Annotated in this window: 22 protein-coding genes; 20 read left to right on the forward strand and 2 right to left on the reverse strand. The window is 62.8% G+C overall.

From position 1 onward, the window contains the following. The first annotated feature begins 115 nt into the window (after nt 1-115). Entirely contained in the window at nt 116-1,753 is a 1,638-nt protein-coding gene (locus QTH86_RS26200) for a cyclic peptide export ABC transporter (RefSeq protein WP_286649402.1), read from the forward strand. A 76-nt stretch (nt 1,754-1,829) separates the two neighbouring features. Then, nucleotides 1,830-2,534 carry a phytanoyl-CoA dioxygenase family protein gene (locus QTH86_RS26205; RefSeq protein WP_286649092.1) on the forward strand — a complete coding sequence of 235 codons (705 nt, stop codon included), beginning with the start codon at nt 1,830-1,832 and terminating at the stop codon, nt 2,532-2,534. A gap of 111 nt (nt 2,535-2,645) precedes the next feature. Here QTH86_RS26205 and kdsA read toward each other — a convergent pair whose 3' ends face one another. Next, a complete protein-coding gene (gene kdsA, locus QTH86_RS26210) occupies nt 2,646-3,497 on the reverse strand; it encodes a 3-deoxy-8-phosphooctulonate synthase (RefSeq protein WP_286649093.1) in 852 nt (283 codons plus the stop codon). A gap of 188 nt (nt 3,498-3,685) precedes the next feature. Between kdsA and QTH86_RS26215 the strand changes: the two genes are divergently transcribed. The 14 genes from QTH86_RS26215 to QTH86_RS26275 all read left to right on the forward strand — a co-directional run bounded on the left by QTH86_RS26215 (nt 3,686) and on the right by QTH86_RS26275 (nt 18,557). Further along, nucleotides 3,686-4,354 (forward strand): aspartate/glutamate racemase family protein, encoded by a 669-nt coding sequence (locus QTH86_RS26215; protein WP_286649094.1) that lies wholly within the window; start codon nt 3,686-3,688, stop codon nt 4,352-4,354. Between the two features lie 416 nt (nt 4,355-4,770). Beyond that, nucleotides 4,771-5,331: a shikimate kinase gene (locus QTH86_RS26220; protein WP_286649095.1), complete on the forward strand. Its 561-nt coding sequence runs from the start codon at nt 4,771-4,773 to the stop codon at nt 5,329-5,331. Between the two features lie 87 nt (nt 5,332-5,418). After that, entirely contained in the window at nt 5,419-5,700 is a 282-nt protein-coding gene (locus QTH86_RS26225; protein ID WP_286649096.1) for a hypothetical protein, read from the forward strand. Between the two features lie 67 nt (nt 5,701-5,767). Beyond that, nucleotides 5,768-6,157 carry a GNAT family N-acetyltransferase gene (locus tag QTH86_RS26230; protein ID WP_286649134.1) on the forward strand — a complete coding sequence of 130 codons (390 nt, stop codon included), beginning with the start codon at nt 5,768-5,770 and terminating at the stop codon, nt 6,155-6,157. Nucleotides 6,158-6,207: 50 nt separating this feature from the next. Continuing rightward, nucleotides 6,208-6,996, forward strand: coding sequence for a nucleotidyltransferase domain-containing protein (locus tag QTH86_RS26235; RefSeq protein WP_286649097.1), 789 nt, complete (start codon nt 6,208-6,210; stop codon nt 6,994-6,996). Next, a complete protein-coding gene (locus tag QTH86_RS27080; protein ID WP_353506002.1) occupies nt 6,975-7,508 on the forward strand; it encodes a LysR substrate-binding domain-containing protein in 534 nt (177 codons plus the stop codon). The genes QTH86_RS26235 and QTH86_RS27080 overlap by 22 nt, the downstream gene beginning before the upstream one ends. Nucleotides 7,509-7,628: 120 nt before the next feature. After that, complete coding sequence (locus QTH86_RS26240) at nt 7,629-9,383, forward strand: PHB depolymerase family esterase (RefSeq protein WP_286649098.1); 1,755 nt, start codon at nt 7,629-7,631, stop codon at nt 9,381-9,383. A 723-nt stretch (nt 9,384-10,106) separates the two neighbouring features. After that, nucleotides 10,107-12,086 carry an AMP-dependent synthetase/ligase gene (locus QTH86_RS26245; protein WP_286649099.1) on the forward strand — a complete coding sequence of 660 codons (1,980 nt, stop codon included), beginning with the start codon at nt 10,107-10,109 and terminating at the stop codon, nt 12,084-12,086. A 70-nt stretch (nt 12,087-12,156) separates the two neighbouring features. Beyond that, entirely contained in the window at nt 12,157-12,969 is an 813-nt protein-coding gene (locus QTH86_RS26250; protein WP_286649135.1) for an ABC transporter ATP-binding protein, read from the forward strand. A gap of 2 nt (nt 12,970-12,971) precedes the next feature. Beyond that, nucleotides 12,972-13,901, forward strand: coding sequence for a branched-chain amino acid ABC transporter permease (locus tag QTH86_RS26255; protein ID WP_286649100.1), 930 nt, complete (start codon nt 12,972-12,974; stop codon nt 13,899-13,901). An 8-nt stretch (nt 13,902-13,909) separates the two neighbouring features. After that, on the forward strand, nt 13,910-14,974 hold the full coding sequence (locus QTH86_RS26260; RefSeq protein ID WP_286649101.1) for a branched-chain amino acid ABC transporter permease: 1,065 nt from the start codon (nt 13,910-13,912) through the stop codon (nt 14,972-14,974). 78 nt (nt 14,975-15,052) lie between these two features. Beyond that, nucleotides 15,053-16,357, forward strand: a complete 1,305-nt coding sequence (locus QTH86_RS26265) for an ABC transporter substrate-binding protein (RefSeq protein ID WP_286649136.1) — start codon at nt 15,053-15,055, stop codon at nt 16,355-16,357. Between the two features lie 11 nt (nt 16,358-16,368). Continuing rightward, entirely contained in the window at nt 16,369-17,223 is an 855-nt protein-coding gene (locus QTH86_RS26270; RefSeq protein WP_286649102.1) for an ABC transporter ATP-binding protein, read from the forward strand. 17 nt (nt 17,224-17,240) lie between these two features. Then, nucleotides 17,241-18,557, forward strand: coding sequence for a phenylacetate--CoA ligase family protein (locus tag QTH86_RS26275; protein ID WP_286649137.1), 1,317 nt, complete (start codon nt 17,241-17,243; stop codon nt 18,555-18,557). Between the two features lie 12 nt (nt 18,558-18,569). Here QTH86_RS26275 and QTH86_RS26280 read toward each other — a convergent pair whose 3' ends face one another. Then, a complete protein-coding gene (locus QTH86_RS26280) occupies nt 18,570-19,160 on the reverse strand; it encodes a Crp/Fnr family transcriptional regulator (protein WP_353506001.1) in 591 nt (196 codons plus the stop codon). A gap of 313 nt (nt 19,161-19,473) precedes the next feature. Between QTH86_RS26280 and QTH86_RS26285 the strand changes: the two genes are divergently transcribed. From QTH86_RS26285 to QTH86_RS26300, 4 genes are all read left to right on the forward strand, one after another. Further along, nucleotides 19,474-20,217 carry a nitroreductase gene (locus tag QTH86_RS26285; RefSeq protein WP_286649104.1) on the forward strand — a complete coding sequence of 248 codons (744 nt, stop codon included), beginning with the start codon at nt 19,474-19,476 and terminating at the stop codon, nt 20,215-20,217. After that, entirely contained in the window at nt 20,217-21,869 is a 1,653-nt protein-coding gene (locus QTH86_RS26290) for an AMP-binding protein (RefSeq protein WP_286649105.1), read from the forward strand. The genes QTH86_RS26285 and QTH86_RS26290 overlap by 1 nt, the downstream gene beginning before the upstream one ends. Beyond that, entirely contained in the window at nt 21,866-22,624 is a 759-nt protein-coding gene (locus QTH86_RS26295; protein WP_286649106.1) for a 3-hydroxyacyl-CoA dehydrogenase, read from the forward strand. The genes QTH86_RS26290 and QTH86_RS26295 overlap by 4 nt, the downstream gene beginning before the upstream one ends. Before the next feature lie 24 nt (nt 22,625-22,648). Beyond that, nucleotides 22,649-22,807 (forward strand): thiolase family protein (locus QTH86_RS26300; protein ID WP_506555349.1); only part of this gene is annotated, 159 nt, incomplete at its 3' end.

The following is a 22,807-nucleotide window of genomic DNA, read 5'->3' on the forward strand; positions in this document are numbered from 1 at the left end:
ACCTTCTAAGCTGGCTCACAACGCCTCGCTAGAGGCGGGCGGTAGTATGGTCGCACTTCCGCCAGCCGACGCCACGCGGGCCCGTCCACATCTTGTTCCGGACTCCATGCGTGACATGACCTCCCTCTCGATGCTGCTTGGCCCTGCTGGCCTCCTTCGCCGCCATGCCTTGGCACTGACGCTGGCCGGCCTCGCTGGAGTGGCCGCAAGCGCCGCCACTGTGGCGCTGCTAGCCCGCATCAACGCCGCGCTGCACCGGCCCGCTGGTCCGCTGACCGAGATGGTCCTGGCATTCACTGGCTTGGGCCTAGCTATGTTGGCCGGCCGTGCCACCGCCAGTGCTTTGAGCAATCGCACTGGCCAAGCCATCATCCAGGAGCTGCGGCTCATGCTGGCGCAGCGCATCCTCGCCGCGCCACTGGACGCGCTGGAGCGCTATCGCACGCATCGGCTCGTGCCCGTGCTGACCCAGGATGTGGGCATGGTCAGCGGACTGTGCTTGTCGCTGCCCATGACGGTGGTCGCTGCTAGCGTGGTAGTGGGCTGCGTGTTGTGGCTGGCTTGGCTGTCGTGGCAGCTCGCGGTGCTGGTGCTAAGCGCGCTTGCCTTGTCGCTGGCGCTGCAGCGCTGGGCCCAGGAGCGCGCCATCGTTCGTTTCGAGGCAGCGCGCAGCGATGAGGACGCACTGCACAAGGCCTGGCGCACGCTGGGCGACGGCGCCAAGGAGTTGCGGCTTAGCCGTAGTCGACGCCGACAACTGCTAGACGGGCGCATTGCGCGTCACGCGGCGGACATCGCGCGTGCCCAGGTGCAGGCCGGCGACCTGTATGCACTGTCGTTCGAGGCCAGCGCCGCGCTGTACTTTCTACTGGTTGCGTTGGTGTTCGCGGCCGCGCGCTTGTGGCAACTGCCGTCCGAGGTGGCGGGCGGCTTCGTGTTGGCGCTGCTATACATGAAGGGTTCGCTGGACCAGGTGCTGGGATTCCTGCCGTTTTACGCCCGTGCACGCGTGGCACTGGGCCGAGTCGACGAACTCGGCTCCAGCTTCTCAAACCCCGAGAGCAGTAGTGCGGAGGGTACGCCACCGCCGCTGATGCACGGCATCGCGCTGCAGGGCGTTCGCTACGCTTACGAAGCCGCCGATGGCGTGGCGCCCTTTACGCTCGGTCCGCTGGACTTGCAGCTGCGCCGTGGCGAGATTCTGTTCATCGCCGGTGACAACGGCGCTGGTAAGACCACGCTGCTCAAGCTGCTGACCGGGCTGTACCGGCCGCAGCAAGGCGAGTTGCTGCTGGACGGCCGGCAGGTGGACGACGCCGGCCGAGACGCCTACCGCCAGCTCTTCTCGCCCGTGTTATCGGATTTTCACCTATTCGAGGAACTACCCGACACCGATGCGCCGCCGGCCGAGCGCGACGCCGCCGCACAGGCCGCGCTGGAGCGGTTGGGCCTGGCGCACAAGCTCTCCGTTCGGGCCGGTCGGCTGAGCAGCACGGACCTGTCCACCGGCCAGCGCAAACGCTTGGCCATGGTGCATGCCTGGGCTGAGGCCCGGCCCGTCATGGTGTTCGACGAATGGGCTGCGGACCAAGACCCTGCGTTTCGAACGCGCTTCTACCGCGAGTTCCTGCCCGCGCTGCGCGAGCATGGCCACACGTTGGTTGTCATCTCACACGACGAACGATACTTCGACGTAGCCGACCGAGTGCTCGTGATGGACGGCGGTCGCCTGCAGGAGACTGCGGTCAACTGAAGCCGCGGGCGCGGGTGGCTGCCCTTCTTGGTGTGCGCTCACAAACGGCCAAAAGCAGACGTATCGACTCATCAACATGGCAGGCAAAGCATTCAACCCGTCAGAACTCGACTCCTTTCATAGGCAAGGGTATTTGCGATTGAACGGCGTTCACTCGAAGGCCCGTATGGAAGCGCTCAAGGAGAAAATTCTCCGGGAGCTTTCACGCCTCAGAATCTGGGATGGAGGGAAAAGTATCGGCGGTTCGCTGCAATCCATGACGCCTTTTCAGCAGATTGCCAAGTTGTCCTCGATGGTGAAGGTGGACGTGCATGACGTTCTCAACATCCCCGAAATTCACAGCGCAATCGTTGGCCTCACCGACAGGACTCCTCTGGCAGAGCAGGGCTCGCAGCCCTTGCTTTCCCTTGCGCACCAAGGGCGCTGGTCGCTGAATAGCTTGAACTGGCATGTTGATATCGCGTCAACGCCAACCGACAGAATTCCCGGCGTTCAGGCTTTTCACCTGATTGACGACGTCGTCCCGCACGGAGGAGCGACGTTGGCACTGGCGCGTTCGCACCGCATGACGGCCGGAGCATTCGGTCGTCTTCGTGGCTCGCTGAAAAAGCCCGCCGACATCCAAGAAGTTCTGCTCGCCTCCGACACCGAAATCATCGAAATGTCGGGGCAGGTAGGCGATGTTTTTCTGATGGACATGCGCGTACTGCACACCCCGTCCATCAACTCCTCCAAGAACATCAGGATGATGGCGACAACACGTTTCGGTCTGCGCAGCTAGGTTGAAATCGATATCCGCTTCGAGTCCGAAGCTCCGAGCCACTGACCGGCTACAGTCGGCCAAAAGCGGTCTGTCGACGTCGCCTCCAGTTCCTGGGTTTCGACGTCTTGCTCAGGCGCGAATATGCAGGGGCGCAAACGACTTCACCAAGTCGTCCAGCGCCTTCAGCTGCGCGAGAAATGGCTCCAACTGGTCCAACGGCAGAGCGCTGGGACCGTCACATTTGGCCAGCGCGGGGTCAGGGTGAGCTTCCAGAAAGAGGCCCGCCAAACCTACGGCTAGGCCGGCACGCGCAAGTTCAACCACTTGCTCACGTCGCCCCCCAGAAACCGCTGCGTTCGCTTCGCGTTGCTGGAGGGCATGGGTAACGTCGAAGATGACGGGCAGGTTCCCGGTGACCTTCTTCATGGCACCGAAGCCAAGCATGTCCACCACCAGGTTGTCGTAGCCGAAACAGGTTCCTCGGTCACACAGAATGACGGGGGAGCTTCCCGCCTCTCTGATTTTCTCGACGATGTTGAGCACTTGCGACGGGCTCAAAAATTGGGGCTTCTTGACGTTGATGACCTTGCCCGTTTTGGCAAGAGCGACAACCAAATCAGTCTGGCGGGCGAGAAAGGCAGGCAGCTGTAGCACGTCCACCACTTCGGCGACGGGATTCGCCTGCCAGGGCTCGTGCACGTCGGTGAGGACGGGAACACCGAACTCAGCCTTAACGGCCTCAAAAATTTTCAGGCCCTCCTCCAAGCCGGGCCCTCGGAAGGAATGGATTGACGACCGATTCGCCTTGTCGAAACTTGCCTTGAAGACGTATGGGATACCTAGTTTTCGGGTTACTCGGACGTATTCCTCTGCAGCACGCAGAGCCATGTCCTTTGACTCGAGCACGTTCACGCCACCAAACAGGACAAAGCCATCGCTGTTGTTGACGGTGATTGCGGGGGTGATGGCGACTGTCGTCAAGAAAGGTTCTCCTATGGTGTTGCTCGCATTCTCGCGCTCTGGACGGCTAGCAGCAGCTTTGACCACCAGCGGCTACAGTCGGCCACTAGCGGGCCTTCGACGGTCAAGTCCAGTAAGCTGTTTCTGGATGACCTCCGCGCCGTTGCGTCGGTCCGAGATATCCAAGATAAAAGAAGTGAATGCGGCCTATGCGAATTGCCTGTCTCCACACTGCCGAGAGCAACATCGCGGTTTTTGACGCCGCAGCAAGGGAACTTGGCATTCCGCCTGATGTTTTGCGCCATGAAGTCCGAGCTGACCTTTTGGCCGCAGCCGAGGGTGCCGGCGGGTTGACTGCCGATATCGCCGACACCACGAGGCTTGAGCTGCTTTCCCTCGCTCAAAGCGCAGATGCCGTGGTTCTAACCTGTTCGACCTTGGGGGCGTCGGTCGACACCATCGCAGCAAACTCGAGGGCCCCCATCCTGAGGACGGACGGTGCGTTAGCGGCAGCAGCAGCCCGTGCGGGCGGCAGAATCGTCGCCTTGTGCGCGGTCGAGACGACCATCGACCCGACGTCTCGTCTCTTCTTCGATGCCGTGCAGCAATCGGAGGCTACCGTCGAGGTACAGCTTGTTCCCGAAGCGTGGGTCATGTTCAAAGCCGGCGACCTGGACGGCTACCTGGCGACCATAGCTAAGGCCGCGGACGGCGCCTATGCAAGCGGTGCTTCAATTGTTGCTCTGGCACAAGCGTCAATGAGCGGTGCCGCCGCGTTAGTTTCAGCAGGCCCGCGCCCCCTTGGCAGCCCAACAGTCGGCCTGGCTGCGGCGCTGGAGGCGGCATCGCGCCACCTGGGTCTGGGCGCAATGAGTTGAGTAGCATACGGCTCGCTGAGGCAGCATGCGGCCAGAAGCCGACGTTCGGATCCACGGCAGAATGATGCGAGAAGCTGACGTCTAAGTACCCATGCGACTTCTAAAATCCACCGCAAAACTTCTCGCTCTTCTGTGTGCAGCCGTACTTGGCACGGCGACTTGGGCCATGGTTTTTGAGGCCTCGCCACATTTTTTGATGGCCCGTCGCATGAATGGGGGTGGTATGCATTCTTGCTTGCTGTTGTGCTGTCAACGTTGGTGCTAGTCGCAACGTACAGGTGCTTCCTCAGGATTTTCGTTGCACGGGGGGACAACAAGGGCTCCCCCGGCACCCGATAGTTTTCGGCTTGAATTTGGCTTGGACGTCGCAACACGGCCAGAAGCGGACTTCCACCTCCACGCCAGACTTCTCACCCATGACACCCATTGTTCACCTCGTCGGTCCTGGCGGTTCTGGTAAGACTTCCGCTGGCCCGCTTTTAGCTCAGCGGCTCGGCTGGCAGTTCGTCGACCTCGATGAGCGCTTTATGTCACGGGAAGGCAGCATTGGCGCGTCCATCGAGGCGTCCGGCTACAGCGGCTATGCGAAGCGGAACATAGCTGTGTATCGCGCGGTCAAGCGCTCGCTGGTATGCCCGACGGTTCTGGCCCTCTCCTCGGGATTTCTGACGTACCCCGAGGACGTTGACACCGAGTATCCGGCGCTCCGTCGTTCCATCGAAAGCGACGCATCGACCGCACTGCTGCTGCCCGCATTTGAGCTCGAAGCATGCGTTGAAATCATCGTGCGGCGACAACTCTCAAGGCCCTACCTCCCTGGCAATCGAGCAAGCGAGGAGCGACGGATACGGGAGCGGTTCCCGATGTTCATGGCGTTGCCCTGCGCTCGGTTTCGAAGCGATGCGTCTCCAGACGAAACTGCGTCGCGAATCGAACGATTCGTACGCAGGCGTTCGTACCTTGAGCAGGCGCAATAGCAAGAGGCAGAATGCGGCCAGAAGCCGTCATTCGTTGGCGCTGTCAACTGCACAGAAGCCCATTGAGTTCATCTCCTAAGAAACAACATGCTGAGTGGATTGCTTGAGGTAGTACTGCAGCCGGTTCTGGAGTTGGTGCTCCGAGTAGCTGGTTACATCACCGGCTATGTCGCGGTACCGGTGTTCACATTGGGCCGCGTGCTTGTCGAGCCTGACTCAAAGAAGCAAGTGGTCTTTCCTTCAGGAGGTGGCATCAAGCGACGAGACGACGGCGTCTACATCATGGATGCCGAGTTGGGCGCTTTGTTCGGGCTAGTCTTCTGGTTGCTTGTGGGCGTGAGCATCTTCTTCTATTGCGCCCGTACCTGACGGCCTACGGCCAGAACCAGACCTTCCCATCATGAACGCAATTGCTCGAATTTCAGGAGAAACAGGCATGCAGGTTCGCAGCATCGCCCCTTCCGATTTCGAAGCCGTTCATCATCTGCTTGTGACCAGCGGATGGGCGCATCGAGTCAGTGACGTGAACGACCTCAGCCGACTAATCTCGGCTTCTCAGCGTGCGGTCGTTGCGGTGGTAGACGATGAAATCGCTGGCTTCGCTCGGGCGATTACCGACGGGATTTCGAACGGGTACGTGTCCATGGTCGTCGTCGCCGAGCAGCATCGACGACGGGGCATCGGCCGGGCACTTGTTGAACACCTCACCGGGTCTGACCCGAACATCACCTGGATGCTTCGGGCCGGAAGGACAGGCGCTGCAGAATTCTCCGCGAAGCTGGGCTTTAGCGGCTCATCGACCGCCATGGAACGCTCGCCGCAATAACCGCCTTCGGTCGACGTTCAAAGCATGCCGTTCATCCACCCCAAGAAAAAATGTTGGCCGAAACAATAGGCGTCGACGCGAACGGCTACATCCGCACGATTCCGCACGTCCCCCTTCAGGCGGCCTTTCTCGCTGTAGTCGACGACCTTCGCAGCATGCTCCTTGACCCTCTTGGGCACCGAGTCGACAGTGCCTATCTCTATGGGAGCGTGGCGCGCGGCGAAGCGGTACTGGGGCGCTCGGACTTGGACGTCGTACTGGTGCTCGCTGGCAAACCCGCCTTGCAAGACGACGTACACATCGAAGCCGCACGGCGGGCGCTGGAGAGCCGCCATCCCGAGGTGTTGAAGGTCGACTTCGATGTGGGATTTCTCGAAGAAGTGTTGGCCCCAGAGAACCTGCACCGATGGGGCTTCTGGCTCAAGCATCATTGCCGATGTATCTACGGCGACGACCTAGCCCGCAACCTCGCTCCCTTCCGTCCGTCTAGGAAAATTGCCCGCGCCGTAAACGGCGACTTCTACGACGTGCTGGACGGGTACGCGCGGCGCATCCGGATTGAGTCCGATGCCGCCGCCATCGCCCGATTGGAAAGAGAGGCCTCCAGAAAGCTGATTCGTGCGACCAACGTGCTTCGGCCCGTCGCATCTGGCTCTTGGCCGGAATCACTAGAAGACCACTTTGCCTTGTTTGTAGAAACGTATCCGCAGAGGGCACAGGAAGCAGCGTTTTTCCGTTCATTCGCCGCGCTACCTGAAAACGAACCGTCGCAGGTCGTTACCACTGACTTCGTTGACCGCCTACGAGCCTTTTCGGCATGGATGCAGCAAGAGCTGTGACAAGGCGTCATCGGCAAACGTCGGCTTTCCGCGCAACTGGACTTCGGCTTTGGGCCCACTGCGGAAGTTCAGGTCGCTTCGAAGTGTCAGTGTGCGTCGGCACAGACGCACTGGTGCCAGTCTGTGCAGGAGACGAGGAGGGAAGGCCAGTATTTACCCTAGGACAGAAAAGCAGCGGTGATGTGCCGGTCCTTCAGTACAGCACTGATTCGGGAATCGGGCGTATCACGCGGGCGGTGTTGGGGCAACGGCTTGCGCTGCTCGAAACGCATGTCGTGGTAACTGCGCACCTCGCTTCGGTGCTCAGGTCCATGTCGATCGACGGACGTGGCATCGCGTGGCTTCCCTTGACGCTTATCGAGGAGGACTTGGCCTCGGGACGCCTCGTCAGGGCATCTCCGGATGGCAGCTTTGACATTCCCACCGAGATCCGACTTTATCGGTCGACCGTGCCGGCGGGAAAGGCTGGCGAGGCTTTCTGGAGTGCCGTTCTGGCGCACGGCTCGATTTAGATCGCTCGATCACCGATCGTCGGTGCTTTCAGGGCATCAACTTCGAAAAAAACAGCATTGGCCGGGGTCGCCATGCATGCAGATCATCTCCGCCGTTAGCCTTAACAACGGAGACAGACAATGAGAAAGATTCAACTGGCTGCTATCGGCTTCGCGTGCGCGATCCTCGCGGGTTGCGGAGGAGGTGGAAGCGATAACCCATCGGGCGGAGCCAATCCGCCTGCGCCTGGAAGCCCCGGAGGCAGCGAACAGGCGGCAGCGCCTCCACCCATTACCTGCGCGGCGTCAAGTGCGTCGCTTACCAAGGGCACCATCACCGTCAACGGCACAGCGCGCGAGTATTTCGAAAGCGCGCCGGCGTCCATCCTCGCACTGCGCGAGAAGGATGCACGAGGAATCGCCGTTGTGGTGAACTTCCACGATGCCAACCAGACTGGTCAGTCCGGAGCGGCCAGCACCTGCTGGAACGAAGTGGGCGAAGCGAAGGGATTCGTGACAGTGTTCCCGTCGGCCCTTGGAGGCACCTGGAACTCGAAGGGCGATGCGTCTGCAGCTGACGAAGTGGCCTTTCTCAAGGCTCTCTTGCCGGTGATCAAAACGAAGTACGCGCTAGCAAGCAACGCGATCGTCTACTACACGGGCGTCGGACAAGGCGGTCGGATGGCGCAGTCGATGGCGATGCAGGCGCCACAGTTCCTCGCAGCGGTCGCCAGCATCGACGGGACGGCTGAGCCTGAGATCTTCAGCCTGGGATCCGCCAAGCTGCCTTCCACGACGATGTCGTCGTGGATCATCAAGACGAAGGCGCAGTCGAACGCATCTGAAGCCACTCAGATCGCCTATTGGAACAAGCAGAATTCAGCCTATTCCGCACCGATCGCCGTCGACGATCCAGTCTTCACTTCTCAGGTGTATGCCTCGGATGAACGCCCGCTGCATCAGGTCAAGGTCTCCACTCCGAAGCTTTCAGGTTATGCAGGGAAGGCGCTGACGGAGAACATCTGGGATGCCCTTTTCGCCAAGACGGTCCGCTTCTTCGATGACAACCGGACAAACGGCTCGATCCATGCGAATCAGACCATCGAGGACATGAAGCTCATCGATACGACCAAGGAGTTCGTGCCCGGCTCGCCACGGCGTTGGCTTACCTATTTGCCCTCGAACTATGTCGCGCTGACCGCCGGCGGCCAAAAGATCCCGCTCGTGATCAGTCATCACGGGCGTAACGGATCCGGGCGCTGGCAAGCCATCACCTCGCAGTGGCACGAGGTCGGAGAAAAGTACGGTTTCATCGTGGTCTATCCGCAAGGAAATGGCGCGACCTGGAACACCGGCATCGCGCCGACCAACGTGGATGTGGCTTTCGAACTCTCGCTGATCGACGAGTTGAAAACGAAGTACGCGGTGGACCCGACACGCGTGTTCCTGAACGGGGCGTCCATGGGCTCCGCGTTCACGAACCGCATGGCCGTGCAATACCCCCTTCTGTTCGCCGCCATCGCACCCTGCTATTCGGGGCACCTGAGCCCGGCAAACTATGCCGATCCGATCGTTCGAACCGACGTTCCCATGCCCACCTGGCAGTGCAGGGGCCAGGACGAAGTGCCTTCGGACTTTCCGGGTGGCACGGCGGGGGAAGCGGCTGCGCAATTGTTCTGGCGTGAGACGGTCAACAAGAACAGCGGGGTCCCTACGCTGCAAGTCGATGGACGACGCGTGACCGAGATCTGGAACAACGGTGTCGCCGAATACCGTTGGCAGCTCACGCAGTACCAGCCGCATTTCTGGAATGAAGGGCAAGCCGCGAAGATTTGGGAAGAGATGTTCTCCAAATACTCGCGCGCAGCCAACGGCCAGCTCGTGCGTCTACCGTGATACCGGAGCCCGGACACCGTCGTCCGGGCTCGTTGCGAGCTTGAGCATTTCCCGGCGCAGGCCTGTTTCGACGCATGAAATAGCATGTCGCTTGGACTGAGGCATGCCCAACTCGGCGAGCGAGCGCCTGAGCGCTTCGTGAGGCCGCGCTGACAGACATGCGCGGCTCCTGTTGAGGCCAGCGCGGGGGCACTCAGGTGCGACGTCGCTCGGTTTGCTTGTCCAGCCATGCAGGGGGCGACATGACAGAAGGGGTCATGGCAGCACCGGCGAGAACGCACTTTGGGTAAGCCTCGGCCAGGGCACGAGCGCGCTCTCGACGTATCGATGAGGCGATCGCCCGAGGGACTCGCAGGGCGGTTTTATTCTATTCAAGCGGGTGGTGAAGATCTCTGTCGCAGTCCGCGGTAGCTAACGCCCCTTACGAAGTCGTCCGAGCAAGCCCAGGTCGCTGTGCGCAAGTGCCATTTCGATCTACCGAGGCTCCTGGGCAAACTCACATCGTCTTGGATCGGGCAGCTGAAGCGGCCATCTCACGGGGCCCTGTGTTGGCGCCATCACCCTGAGCATCCGGATGGCTTGAGATCGGTGCGTGAAGCCCCCCCACGCTTGAGGGCAAACCCCTAAATGTCATAGCTAAGACATTGGCCGCCCGCGAACAACGCAAGACTTCGGCCTGGCAGCCACTTGGGACGGACAGGTGGCCACAAATCGGAGACAGCATTGAATATCGAGAACACATGGCGAGAGGACGGGTCGGCGACGACCTTCCCCTTGCGTCTTGAACAGCTTGCCAGGATCCGTGGGGCCGAAGTCGCACTTCGGGAGAAGCGATTGGGCATCTGGCAAACAATGACCTGGATGGCGTTCGCAGCGCAGGTGCGCGCCTTGACCTGTGGACTCGCGCAGGCGGGCGTGACCCACGGGGACCACGTCGTCCTGATCGGCGGCAACCGGCCTCGGTTGCAAGCCGCGTTCGCCGCCGTACAAGCCTTGAGGGCCATCCCCGTTCCACTCTACCAAGACGCACCCGGCTCTGAGTACGTCTATCTGCTCAACAGCGCGGGCGTGAAGTTCGCGATTGTGGAAGAGCAGGAGCAAGTCGACAAGCTGATTGAAATACGGCCGGCCTGTCCGACCCTGGGCACCATCTGGTACGACGATCCTCGCGGTCTGCGCAGCTATACCCACGCCGATCTTCAGTCGATAGATCACCTGGTCGCCGCGGGCCAGGCATTTGATATCGCAAGCCCCACTTTCTATGCGGCGACTGTTTCGCTCGTGCAGGCCGACGATGTTGCCGCCATGTTCTTCACGTCGGGCACTACGAGCCTGGCGAAGGGTGTTGTGCATACGCATCGATCACTCATCAGCAGCGCGAGCTCAGGGGCGGCTTTCGACCGGATATCCAGCAACGAGGAAGTACTCGCCTTCTTGCCACCGGCTTGGCTCGGTCAGAACATCTTCTCGTATGCGATGTGGCTGGTCTGTGGCTACATGGTGAACTTCCCCGAATCTCAGGAGACGGTCGCCATCGACCTAAAGGAGATCGGCCCGACCTACTATTTCGCCCCACCAAGAACGTTCGAGGACATGCTCACGTCCGTCACGGTTCGAATGGCCGACGCCGGCGTACTGAAGCGGCGCGCGTTCGACGCATTCCTCGGCCTCGCACGCAGGGTCGGTCCAGCCATCCTGGCCCGCGATACCGTCAGCCTGTTCGATCGCCTTGCATACGGGCTGGGCGACCTGCTGCTGTTCCGCCAACTTCGCTCTCAACTGGGGCTCAGCAGACTGAGGCTTGCCTATACCGCTGGCGAAGCGATAGGGCCGGATCTCTTCACGTTCTTTCGGTCCATCGGGATCAACCTCAAACAGTTGTATGGCACCACGGAAACCGCGGTCTTCGTATGCATGCAGCCGGACGGACGTGTGCGGCCAGAGACGGTCGGGGTGCCCGCTCCTGGCGTCCAGGTTCGAATCTCTGAAGACGGCGAGTTGCAGGTGCGGACACCGGGCGCATTGAAGGAGTACTACAAGAACCCCGCGGCAACAAGCGAAGTGCTCGACGCTGACGGGTGGTACCACACCGGAGATGCCGCGCTACTGACGCCGGATGGCCAGATTCGAATCGTCGATCGCCTCAAGGACGTCGGCTCGTTGGAGGGTGGGCCGCACGATGGTTCGACGTTCGCGCCCAAGTACGTCGAGAACAAGCTGAAATTCTCGCCTTACATCAAGGAGGTCGTCGCCTTCGGCCACGGCCGAGACCGCGTGTGTGCGTTTATCAACATCGACTTCGAATCCGTGGGCAACTGGGCCGAGAGGAAAAACCTCTCTTACGCCGGATACCAGGACCTGGCGCAGAAAGCAGCGGTGGCCGATCTGATCCGGACGTGCGTCGAGACCGCCAACGCCGAGCTGGCGCAGGACAGCCTCGTCGCAGGCAACCAGGTCGCGCGGTTCCTGATCCTGCACAAGCAGCTGGACCCCGACGACGAAGAACTCACGCGTACCCGCAAGGTTCGCCGAGGCTTCATCGCAGAGCGCTATCGCGTGCTCGTCGACGCCCTGTTCGAAGGCCGCACCTCGCAGCACGTCGAGACGGAAATCGGCTTCGAGGACGGCCGCAAAGGCGTCGTGGCGGCCACCGTGGCGGTGCACGACGCGAAGACCTTCCCCGCGTTGAAATGCGCCGCCTGATGGTGCCTTGCAACCCCGAACAACCATACAAGGAAACAGCGTGCTCTTAACCATCAAGCGCGAGATGACGATGCCGGCAGGAGCCGCTTCGAAATCGACAAACGCCAACGCGAAGTCCTTGCTCGACGTGCGCAACATCACCTTGCGCTTCGGTGGCGTGAAGGCACTGACGGACATCAGCTTCGACGTGCGCGCGCACGAGGTCCGCGCCATCATCGGGCCGAACGGCGCGGGAAAGAGCTCGATGCTCAATTGCATCAACGGCGTGTATCAGCCGCAGGAAGGCGCGATCACCTTCGAGGGCCGCACCTTCCGCCACATGAATTCGCGCCAGGTGGCAGAAATGGGCATCGCGCGCACCTTCCAGAATCTGGCGCTGTTCAAGGGCATGAGCGTGCTGGACAACCTGATGACCGGCCGCAACCTGAAGATGACGGTGAATCCGCTGCTGCAGGCCGTGCGTTGGGGGCCAGCGGCGCGTGAGGAACTGGCGCATCGCGAGCGCGTGGAGGAGATCATCGATTTCCTCGACATCCAGCCGTACCGCAAGACAGCCGTCGGCAAGCTGCCTTACGGGTTGCAGAAACGCGTCGATCTGGGCCGGGCGCTGGCCATGGAGCCCAAGGTGTTGCTGCTCGACGAACCGATGGCCGGGATGAACGTCGAGGAAAAGCAGGACATGTGCCGCTTCATCCTCGAAGTCAATCAGGAACTCGGCGTGACGGTGGTCCTCATCGAACACGACATGGGCGTGGTCATGGACATCAGCGACCGCGTTGTCGTCCTCGACTACGGCAAGAAGATCGGCGACGGGACGCCCAACGAAGTCATGGCGAACGAAGACGTCATCCGCGCCTATCTCGGCGCCCAACAGGAAGCATAGACATGGCATTTTTTCTGGAGACCGTCATCGGCGGCCTGATGGCGGGCATGCTGTATTCGCTGGTCGCCATCGGCTTCGTGCTGATCTACAAGGCCTCGGGCGTGTTCAATTTCGCGCAGGGTGCTATGGTGCTGTTCGCGGCGCTCGCGATGGCGCGCTTCTCGGCCTGGTATCCGTTGTGGTTCGGCTTCGAGAGCCTGCTTCTCGCGAACCTGCTGGCCTTCCTCACGGCCATGGTGATCATGGTCGTCGTCGCATGGCTCATCGAGCGCCTGGCGCTGCGCCACCTGGTCAATCAGGAGGGCGTCACCCTGCTGATGGCCACGCTGGGCATTGCCTACTTTCTCGATGGGCTGGGCCAGACGCTGTTCGGCAGCGACATCTACAAGATCGACGTCGGCATGCCGAAGGATCCGCTGATGGCGTTTCAAGGCACCTTCGAAGGTGGACTGCTGGTCAGCCAGGAGGACCTCGTCGCCGCGGGCATCTCGATCGTGCTGGTGATCCTGCTGGCGCTGTTCTTCCAGAAGACGGACACGGGCCGCGCCCTGCGCGCCGTGGCCGACGACCACCAGGCGGCACAGTCGATCGGCATTCCATTGAACCGTATCTGGGTGATCGTCTGGTCGGTGGCAGGGTTCGCGGCGCTCGTCGCCGGCGTGATCTGGGGCTCCAAGCTAGGCGTGCAGTTCTCGTTGTCCCTGGTCGCACTCAAGGCACTGCCGGTGGTGATCCTCGGCGGGCTCACCTCGATACCGGGCGCGATCGTCGGCGGCCTGCTAATCGGCGTGGGCGAGAAGGTGTCCGAGATCTACCTCGGGCCGCTGCTGGGCGGCGGCATCGAGATCTGGTTCGCCTACGTACTGGCGCTTCTTTTCCTGCTGGTGCGTCCGCAAGGACTCTTCGGCGAAAAAATCATCGATCGCGTCTGAGGCTCCGCATGATCTACAACGAAAACGGTCAGTTCAAGACCAGCTACAAGGCGGACCAGCAGATCTTCACGCTCTCGCAGGACCGGGCGTTCATGTTCTGCGTGTTGGCACTGGTGTTCGTCGCAGTGCCGCTGGTCGCATCGGAATACTGGCTTCGCGCCATCCTCATCCCGTTCCTTATCCTGTCGCTGGCGGCGATCGGGGTGAACATCCTGGTCGGCTACTGCGGGCAGATCTCCCTGGGAAGCGGCGCCTTCATGGCCGTGGGCGCCTACGCCGCCTACAACCTGCAGGCGCGCATCGAAGGAATGCCGCTGGTGTTCTCGCTGCTCGTCGGCGGGCTCTGCGCCACCATCGTGGGTGTGCTGTTTGGCATCCCGAGCCTGCGGATCAAGGGGCTGTACCTCGCGGTCGCTACTCTGGCGGCACAGTTTTTCGTCGACTGGTCGTTCCTGCGCATCCGCTGGTTCACCAACTACTCCGCATCGGGCTCGGTCAGCGTCGGCAACCTGCAGGTCTTCGGCCTGCCCATCGAGACGCCGGTCCAGAAGTATTTGCTGTGTCTTGCCATCCTGGCGACCTTCGCATTGATGGCGAAGAACCTCGTGCGAGCCGCCATCGGGCGCGAGTGGATGGCCATGCGCGACATGGACGTCGCGGCGGCGGTGATCGGCATTCGCCCGGTGTACGCGAAGCTCACGGCCTTTGCGGCGAGCAGCTTTATCGTGGGTGTCGCCGGCGCGCTGTGGGGCTTCATCCACCTCGGGAGCTGGGAGCCGGCGGCGTTCAGCGTGGATCGCTCGTTCCAGCTGCTTTTCATGGTGATCATTGGCGGCCTGGGCTCGATCGTCGGTGCTTTCTTCGGCGCGGCGTTCATCGTGCTGCTGCCCCTGCTGCTGAGCCAGCTGCCCATGCTATTCGGCGTGCAGATCCCGGTCACGCTGGCCTCCCATCTCGAAGCCATGATCTTCGGCGCCCTCATCGTCTTCTTCCTGATCGTCGAGCCGCACGGACTGGCCCGTATGTGGGCGACGGTGAAGGAGAAGCTGAGGCTGTGGCCCTTCCCCCACTGACCAATTCGCGAACACAACCGGAGACTCAAAATGCTGATCAAGAGAACCTTCACCCTCCCGCTGGCGCTGGCACTCGGGATGCTCTGCGCAGCGCAGAGTCATGCACAAACAGGCGGCGCCGCAGCGCTGGCCAAGGAGCAGTTCATCCCGCTCCTCGTCTACCGCACCGGCCCGTATGCGCCCAGCGGCACGCCCTGGGCGAACGGCAAGCAGGACTACCTGAAGCTGGTCAACGAGCGCGACGGCGGCATCAACGGCGTGAAGCTCACCTACGAGGAGTGCGAAACGGGCTACGCGACGGACCGCGGCGTCGAATGTTACGAGCGCCTCAAGGCCAAGGGCCCGACAGGCGCCACGGCCTTCGATCCGCAGGCCACCGGCATCACCTTCGCGCTCACCGATAAGGCGCCGCTGGACAAGATCCCGTTGATCACGCCGGGCTACGGCCGCTCCGAAGCGGCGGATGGCGGTGTGTTCCCATGGAACTTCCCGATCGCAGGCTCCTACTGGACCGCGGCCGACATCCTGGTCCAGTACCTCGGGCGCAAGGAGGGCGGCCTGGACAAGCTCAAGGGCAAGAAGGTCACCTTCGCCTACCATGATTCGCCCTACGGCAAGGAACCCATTCCGGTCCTGCAGGAACGCGCACGCATGCATGGTTTCGAGCTGCAACTGCTGCCGGTCACCGCGCCGGGCGTGGAGCAGAAGGCGACCTGGCTGCAGATCCGCCAGTCGAGGCCCGACCACGTGATCCTCTGGGGCTGGGGCGTGATGAACTCGACGGCGTTGAAGGAAGCGCAGTCCACCGGCTTTCCACGCGAGAAGATGGTCGGCGTCTACTGGTCGGGCACCGAGCCGGACGTGAAGGACGTGGGCATGGGCGCGAAGGGGTACAGCGCCATCAACATGCAGAACCTGCTGGGTGGCACGAAGGTCACCGAAGAGATCCTCAAATACGTGCATGCCAAGGGCCAGGGCAGCGGCCCCAAGGAAGAAGTCGGCTCGATCCTCTACAACAACGGAATGATCATCTCGATGATCACGGTGGAAGCCGTGCGCCGAGCGCAGGAGCGCTTCGGCAAGGGCAAGCCGATGACGGGCGAGCAGGTCCGCTGGGGGCTGGAGAACCTCGCTCTGGATCAGAAGCGGCTCGACACCCTGGGCTTCGGCAAGCTCAAGAGCCCAATGAGCACGTCGTGCAGCGACCACATGGGCACGGCCACCGCCCGGGCCCAGACCTGGGATGGCACCAAGTGGTCGTTCATCAGCGACCCGATCGAGGCGGACATGTCCATCCTGCGGCCGATGATCAAGTCGGCCGCGGACAAGTACGCGGCCGAGAAGAAGATCACCCGACGCACGCCCGAAGCGTGCCAGAGCTGAAGGGGCGAACCATGACGGCGACCGAGAGCGCACAGCAGCAAGACACCGCACTGGCCCAACGCGCCCGCCCTCTCCTCGAGGTCAACGGCATCGAGGTCATCTACAACCACGTCATCCTGGTGCTCAAGGGCGTGTCGCTGACGGTGCCCGAAGGCGGCATCGTCGCGCTGCTGGGCGGCAACGGCGCGGGCAAGACCACCACGCTGCGAGCGGTGAGCAACCTTCTGGCGGGAGAGCGCGGCGCCGTGACCAAGGGCACGATCGAACTGCGCGGCGAACGCATCGAGGCGCTCACGCCCTCGGCGCTGGTGCAGCGCGGCCTGGTGCAGGTGATGGAAGGCCGCCACTGCTTCGCGCACCTGAGCATCGAGGACAACCTGCTGACCGGCGCCTACACGCGCACCGACGGCAAGGCGGCGGTGGCCGAGACGCTGGAGAAAGTCTACGCCTACTTCCCGCGCCTGAAGACGCGCCGCACGTCGCAGGCGGCCTACACCTCGGGCGGTGAACAGCAGATGTGCGCCATCGGCCGCGCGCTGATGGCCAACCCGACGATGGTGCTGCTCGACGAGCCGTCGATGGGCCTGGCGCCGCAGATCGTCGAGGAGGTCTTCGCGATCGTGAAGGACCTGAACGAGAAGGAGCGCGTGACCTTCCTGCTGGCCGAGCAGAACACCAACATGGCGCTGCGCTTCGCCGACTACGGCTACATCCTCGAGAACGGCCGCGTCGTGATGGACGGCGAGGCCAAGGGCCTGCGCGAAAACGAGGACGTCAAGGAGTTCTACCTCGGCGTCGGCGGCGCCGACCGCAAGAGCTTCCGCGACGTGAAGAGCTACAAGCGCAGAAAGAGATGGTTGGCATGAACGACAAAGGACAAGGCATGGCAGCCGGCGCAAAAGGGTCTCGCGCACGGCACGAGGCCGACAAATACTACGACGCGCTCGACGTCCGCTCGCCGACCGAACGAGAGCGCGCCTTGCTGGCGGCCCTGCCGCGGCAGATCGCGCATGCCAAGGCACAGGCCCCGGCGATGGCGGAGATCCTCGCCGCCGTTTCCCCGCAGCAAGTCACCAGCCGCGCCGCGCTGGCGGCGCTTCCAGTCCTTCGCAAACATGAGGGCTTCATGAGCCGGCAGTCCCGGCGGACCCCGGTCGATCCATTCGCTGGATTCGCGGCGATCCGATGGCACGGGGCGAGCGTCAGGTCGGGCGTGCGCAGGGTGTTCCAGTCACCTGGCCCACTGTACGAGCCGGAAGGCCACGGCGGCGATTTCGAACGAAGCGCCAGGGCGATGTTCGCCGCGGGCTTCCAGCCCGGTGACCTGGTCCACAACAGCTTCAGTTACCACCTGACGCCCGCCGGCGCGATCATGGAAGCCGGTGCTCTGGCTTTGGGATGCTCCGTGTTCCCGGGCGGGACGGGCAACACGGACCTCCAGCTGCGGGCCATCCTGGACCTGCAGCCGGCCTGTTATGTGGGCACACCGAGCTTTCTGAAGGTACTGTTCGAGCGCGCAGCCGCACAAGGCGCAACGCGCATGCCCTTCGCGAAAGCGCTGGTGTCGGGCGAGGCGTTCCCGACGGTGGCACGGGACTGGCTGCGCGAACGCGGGGTCGACGCATACCAGTGCTACATGACCTCCGACGTCGGACTGATCGCCTACGAGACCGCGCCCCGCGAGGGCCTCGTGCTCGACGAGGGGATCATCGTCGAGATCGTCCGGCCCGGCACCGGCGACCCCGTGCCGGAGGGCGAGGTCGGCGAGGTCGTGGTGACCTCGCTCAACCCGGACTATCCGCTGATCCGCTTCGGCACCGGAGACCTGTCTGCGGTCTTGCCCGGGCCCTGCGCCTCGGGCCGGACCAACGCGCGCATCCGGGGTTGGCTGGGGCGCGCCAACCAGACGACCAAGGTGCGCGGCATGTTCGTCGGGCCGGAGCAGATCGCCGAGGTCGCTCGCCGCCACCGCGAGCTTCTGCGGCTCAGGCTGGTGATCGGGGGCAGCAGCAGCACCAGCTGGGAACCCGACGCCATGTGTCTGCACGCGGAATGTGCGAGCGCAAACGACGAACTCGGCTTGAATCTCGCGCGTACGGTTCGCGAGCTGACCAAGTTGCGATGCGAGGTCGAGTTCGTCGGCCCCGGTACGCTGCCCAACGATGGCTTGGTCATTGAAGACCTGCGGGCGCCCGTCTAACAGCCCGACGGTTCAAGCCGTGCGTGCGAAGTGCTGCAGTCCCGGCAAGTCCAGCACCTCGATGGTCCCATAGCGGCTTCGAAGGAAACCGGCGTCTTCCAGTTCGCGAATGGCCTTGTTCGTGTTCTGCCGCGCCAATCCGCTCAGCCGGCCGATCTCTTCTTGCGAAATGGCCAGCTGCTTGGCGGTCGTCGGAAATAGCTGGGGATTGAACAGCTCGGAGAGGCAGAACGCGACGCGTGCCGTCGCTTCCTGGAATCTGGAGGTTTCGACCAGCGAGACGTAATGCGCCAGACGCGCATTGAGTTGGTCGATCACCCACCGGCTGAAGAACGAGCTGTCGTCGATCAGCCACTGGAAGGTGGCGCGCGGCAGGAACGCCACCCCACTGTCCCGGATGGCGACGACCGCATAGGGCCGCAGTTCGCCCTTAATGACGGCGCCCTCACCGAACCAGGCGCCTGCGGGCACCCCGGCAAACGTCGTGCTACGTCCATCCTCTGCGACCTTGTCGACTTTGAGCATGCCGGCCACAACGCCCATCCAATGAATCGCAGGCTGGCCACGGGTGCACACCGTTGCGCCCGCCTGGTACTCGCGCAAGAACGCGTCTCTTCGCACGCGATTCAACTGAATCTCGGTTAGCCCAGCGCTCCAGCTGGACGCAAGCAAAAAGTTTGTCAATCGACCGGGCTCAGTCATTCGGCTTTTTCCAACGGCCCCGAAACCAATGATTCTCATGGCTGACACCCAGAAGGGCAACGGGGGCAAACCTCAGTCGACCAGATCCGATAGCGATCTGGCCGCAAGTGTCATCTGCCCGACATTCGCATGACCTCTCGACTCCTAGCATCGGTAATGCGGACGAGGGTCCTGAAGCGGAACGTCCCTCACGGCCATGAAACTTGGAGACTCTATGAATCGAATGTCCGACGCACCGATCGGAAACGACCAGGATCTGCAACGCGCAGTGGACTGGGCCATCACGACACGCCGCAGCGTACGGGCCTTTCAGACCAAGGACGTCACGGACGCGCAGATCAGCGACATCCTGCAGGTCGCGTCGTACGCCGCATCGGGAATGAACACCCAGCCCTGGCATGTACACGTCGTGCGCGGCGAGTCCAAGGAACGGCTCAGCCAGCGCATCACCGAGATCGACGCCGACCCGGCGCAGACGGCAGAGCTGCGCGAGCCCTACGACTACTACCCGGTGACATGGACGTCGCCCTTCGTGGAACGGCGCAGGAAGGTCGGCTGGGACCTGTACGGCCTCCTGGGCATCGAGAAAGGCGACAAGCAGCGCATGCACGCGCAGCATGGGCGCAACTACCGGTTCTTCGATGCGCCCATCGGTCTTTTCTTCACGGTCAGCCGCGCGATGGAACAGGGCAGCCTGATCGACTACGGCATGTTCCTTCAGAGCGTCATGGTCGCCGCACGCGCCCGGGGGCTCGACACCTGCCCGCAGGTCGCGTTCACCAAATTCCATCGCGTCATCGCCGAAGAACTCGGGATCCCCGACGACCAGATGCTGGTCTGCGGCATGAGCCTCGGCTACGCCGACATGTCGCGCGCCGAAAACACCCTGGCGACGGAACGCGAACCGGTCGCGAGCTTCACCACCTTCCATCAGAATCAACGTGTGGAGCAGCGCTGATGGCCGCCGGCATCTACAAGGAAGGGCTGGAACGCACGCCAGCCAACTACGTTCCGCTCACTCCGCTGCGCTTCATCGACCGCACAGCGGACGTGTACCCCGAACGCACAGCCATCATCCAAGGCGTCTACCGGCAAACCTGGGCCGAAACGCGTGCCCGTTGCTATCGTCTTGCATCGGCGCTGGTCCAGCGTGGTGTTCGCCGCGGCGACACGGTTTCAGTCATGGCGCCGAATACCCCGGCCATGCTCGAGGCGCACTTCGGCGTGCCCTTGTCGGGCGCTGTGCTCAATGCCATCAACTCACGGCTCGATGTCAATGGCCTCGCCTTCATCCTCCAGCACAGCGACTCACGCATCCTGCTGGTGGACAGCGAGCATTCGGCCATGGCGCAAAAGGCGGTGGCCAAGCTGCCGAATCCGCCGATCCTCATCGACATCTACGACGTGGAGGGTCCGCGCAACGAAGCCGTGGGCGTGCTCGACTACGAGGCGCTGCTGGCCGAAGGCGACAGTGCCTTCGAAGGCGTCTGGCCCATCGACGAGTGGGATCCGATTGCGCTGAACTACACCTCGGGCACCACGGGAGACCCCAAGGGCGTGGTCCCCAGCCATCGCGGCACCTATCTCATGAGCCTGCTCCAGCTCACGGACTGGGCGGTTCCCAAGGCCCCCGTCTATCTCTGGACGCTGCCGATGTTCCATGCGAACGGGTGGTGCTTCACCTGGGCCATCACAGCCGCCGCCGGCACGCACGTCTGCCTTCGCAAGGTCAGCGCCGCGGCAATCTACGAAGCGATCGCCGCGCACAAGGTCGATCATTTCTGCGCTGCGCCCACGGTCATGGGCATGCTGGCCAATGCGCGCGACGATGAGCGTCGTGCCCTGCCGGTGTCGGTGCGGGTGCTTACGGCGGGCTCTCCGCCACCGGCCACGCTGCTCGAAGCCACGGCGTCGCTCGGGTTCGCGGTCGACCACGTCTACGGCATCACGGAGATCAGCGGAACGCCAGTGAGCTGCGCGTGGCAGGACGGCTGGAACGAGCTCGATGGTGCGGAACGCGCAAGGGTTCAGGCGCGCCAGGGCGTGCGCGCCGCGGCCCTCGAAGGCTTGCAGGTGGTCGACCCACAGACAATGCACCCCGTGCCCAAGGACGGGCGTACGGCGGGGGAGCTTGTCGTTCGTGGGAACACCGTGATGACCGGCTACCTGAAGAATCCCACCGCGACGCGGCAGGCTTTCGAAGGCGGATGGTTCCACACCGGGGATGTCGCGGTGGTGCATCCGGATGGCTATTTCCAGATCACCGACCGCTCGAAGGACGTGATCATCTCGGGCGGCGAGAACATCTCCTCGGTCGAGGTGGAGGACGTGCTGCATCGGCATGAAGCGATTCTCTATGCCGCGGTCGTGGCGCATCCCGACCTCAAGTGGGGCGAGGTGCCGTGCGCATTCGTCGAACTCAAGCCCAGGGCGCAGCCGATCAGTGAAGCCGACGTCATCGCGTTCTGCAGGCAACGGCTGGCGCACTACAAGTGCCCTCGCCGCGTCGTGTTCACGACGCTGCCGAAGACCGCGACGGGGAAGATTCAAAAGTTCCTGTTGCGCCAACAGACCGGCAGCCAGGCGGCGATCATCGGAGAAAAGACATGAGGATCAGCGACAAGGTTTTCATCGTGACCGGCGGCGCGTCCGGCCTGGGGGAAGGAACGGCGAGGATGCTCGCGGAGAACGGCGCCCGGGTCGTCGTTGCCGACATGCAGGACGACAGAGGCGCAGCGGTCGCCCTGGACATCGGCGGCCTGTTCGTCCGATGCGACGTGACGCTGGAGGCCGACGGCCTCGCCGTCGTGGCGGCCGCGCAAAAGCTGGGCTCGTTGTTCGGTCTGGTGAACTGCGCCGGCATTGCACCGGCGGAAAAGACCGTCGGGAAGAACGGCGCCCATGCCCTGGCTTCATTCAGCAAGACGATCACGGTCAACCTGATTGGCAGCTTCAACATGATCCGCCTGGCCGCGGCTGCGATGAGCCGCAACGACCCGGAGCCGACGGGTGAACGCGGGGTCCTGATCTCGACGGCCTCGGTGGCGGCCTACGACGGGCAGATGGGCCAGGCGGCCTATAGCGCGTCCAAGGGCGGCATCGTGGGCATGACGCTTCCGATCGCCCGCGACCTAGCGCGCAGTGGCATTCGCAACATGACGATCGCACCGGGCATCTTCGGCACGCCGATGCTCTTCGGCATGCCTCAGGAAGTTCAGGATGCGCTCGCCGCCAGCGTCCCATTTCCTTCTCGGCTGGGCCGTCCTGCGGACTACGCCGAATTGGCCAGGCACATCATCGAGAACGACATGCTCAACGGCGAAGTCATCCGCCTCGACGGTGCCGTGCGCCTGCCCCAGAAGTAGGTCCTCATCCCTCTGGAGACCACCATGTCCGAATCCATCGTCATCGTCGGCGCCGCCCGCACCCCCATGGGTGCGTTCCAGGGCGACTTTTCTTCCCTCGCGGCCCATGACCTCGGCGGCGCCGCGATCAAGGCCGCCGTCGAGCGCGCCGGCATCGACCCGGCCGTGGTCGGCGAGGTGCTG

The sequence above is a fragment of the Variovorax sp. J2L1-78 genome (assembly GCF_030317205.1).
Lineage (GTDB): Bacteria > Pseudomonadota > Gammaproteobacteria > Burkholderiales > Burkholderiaceae_C > Variovorax > Variovorax arabinosiphilus.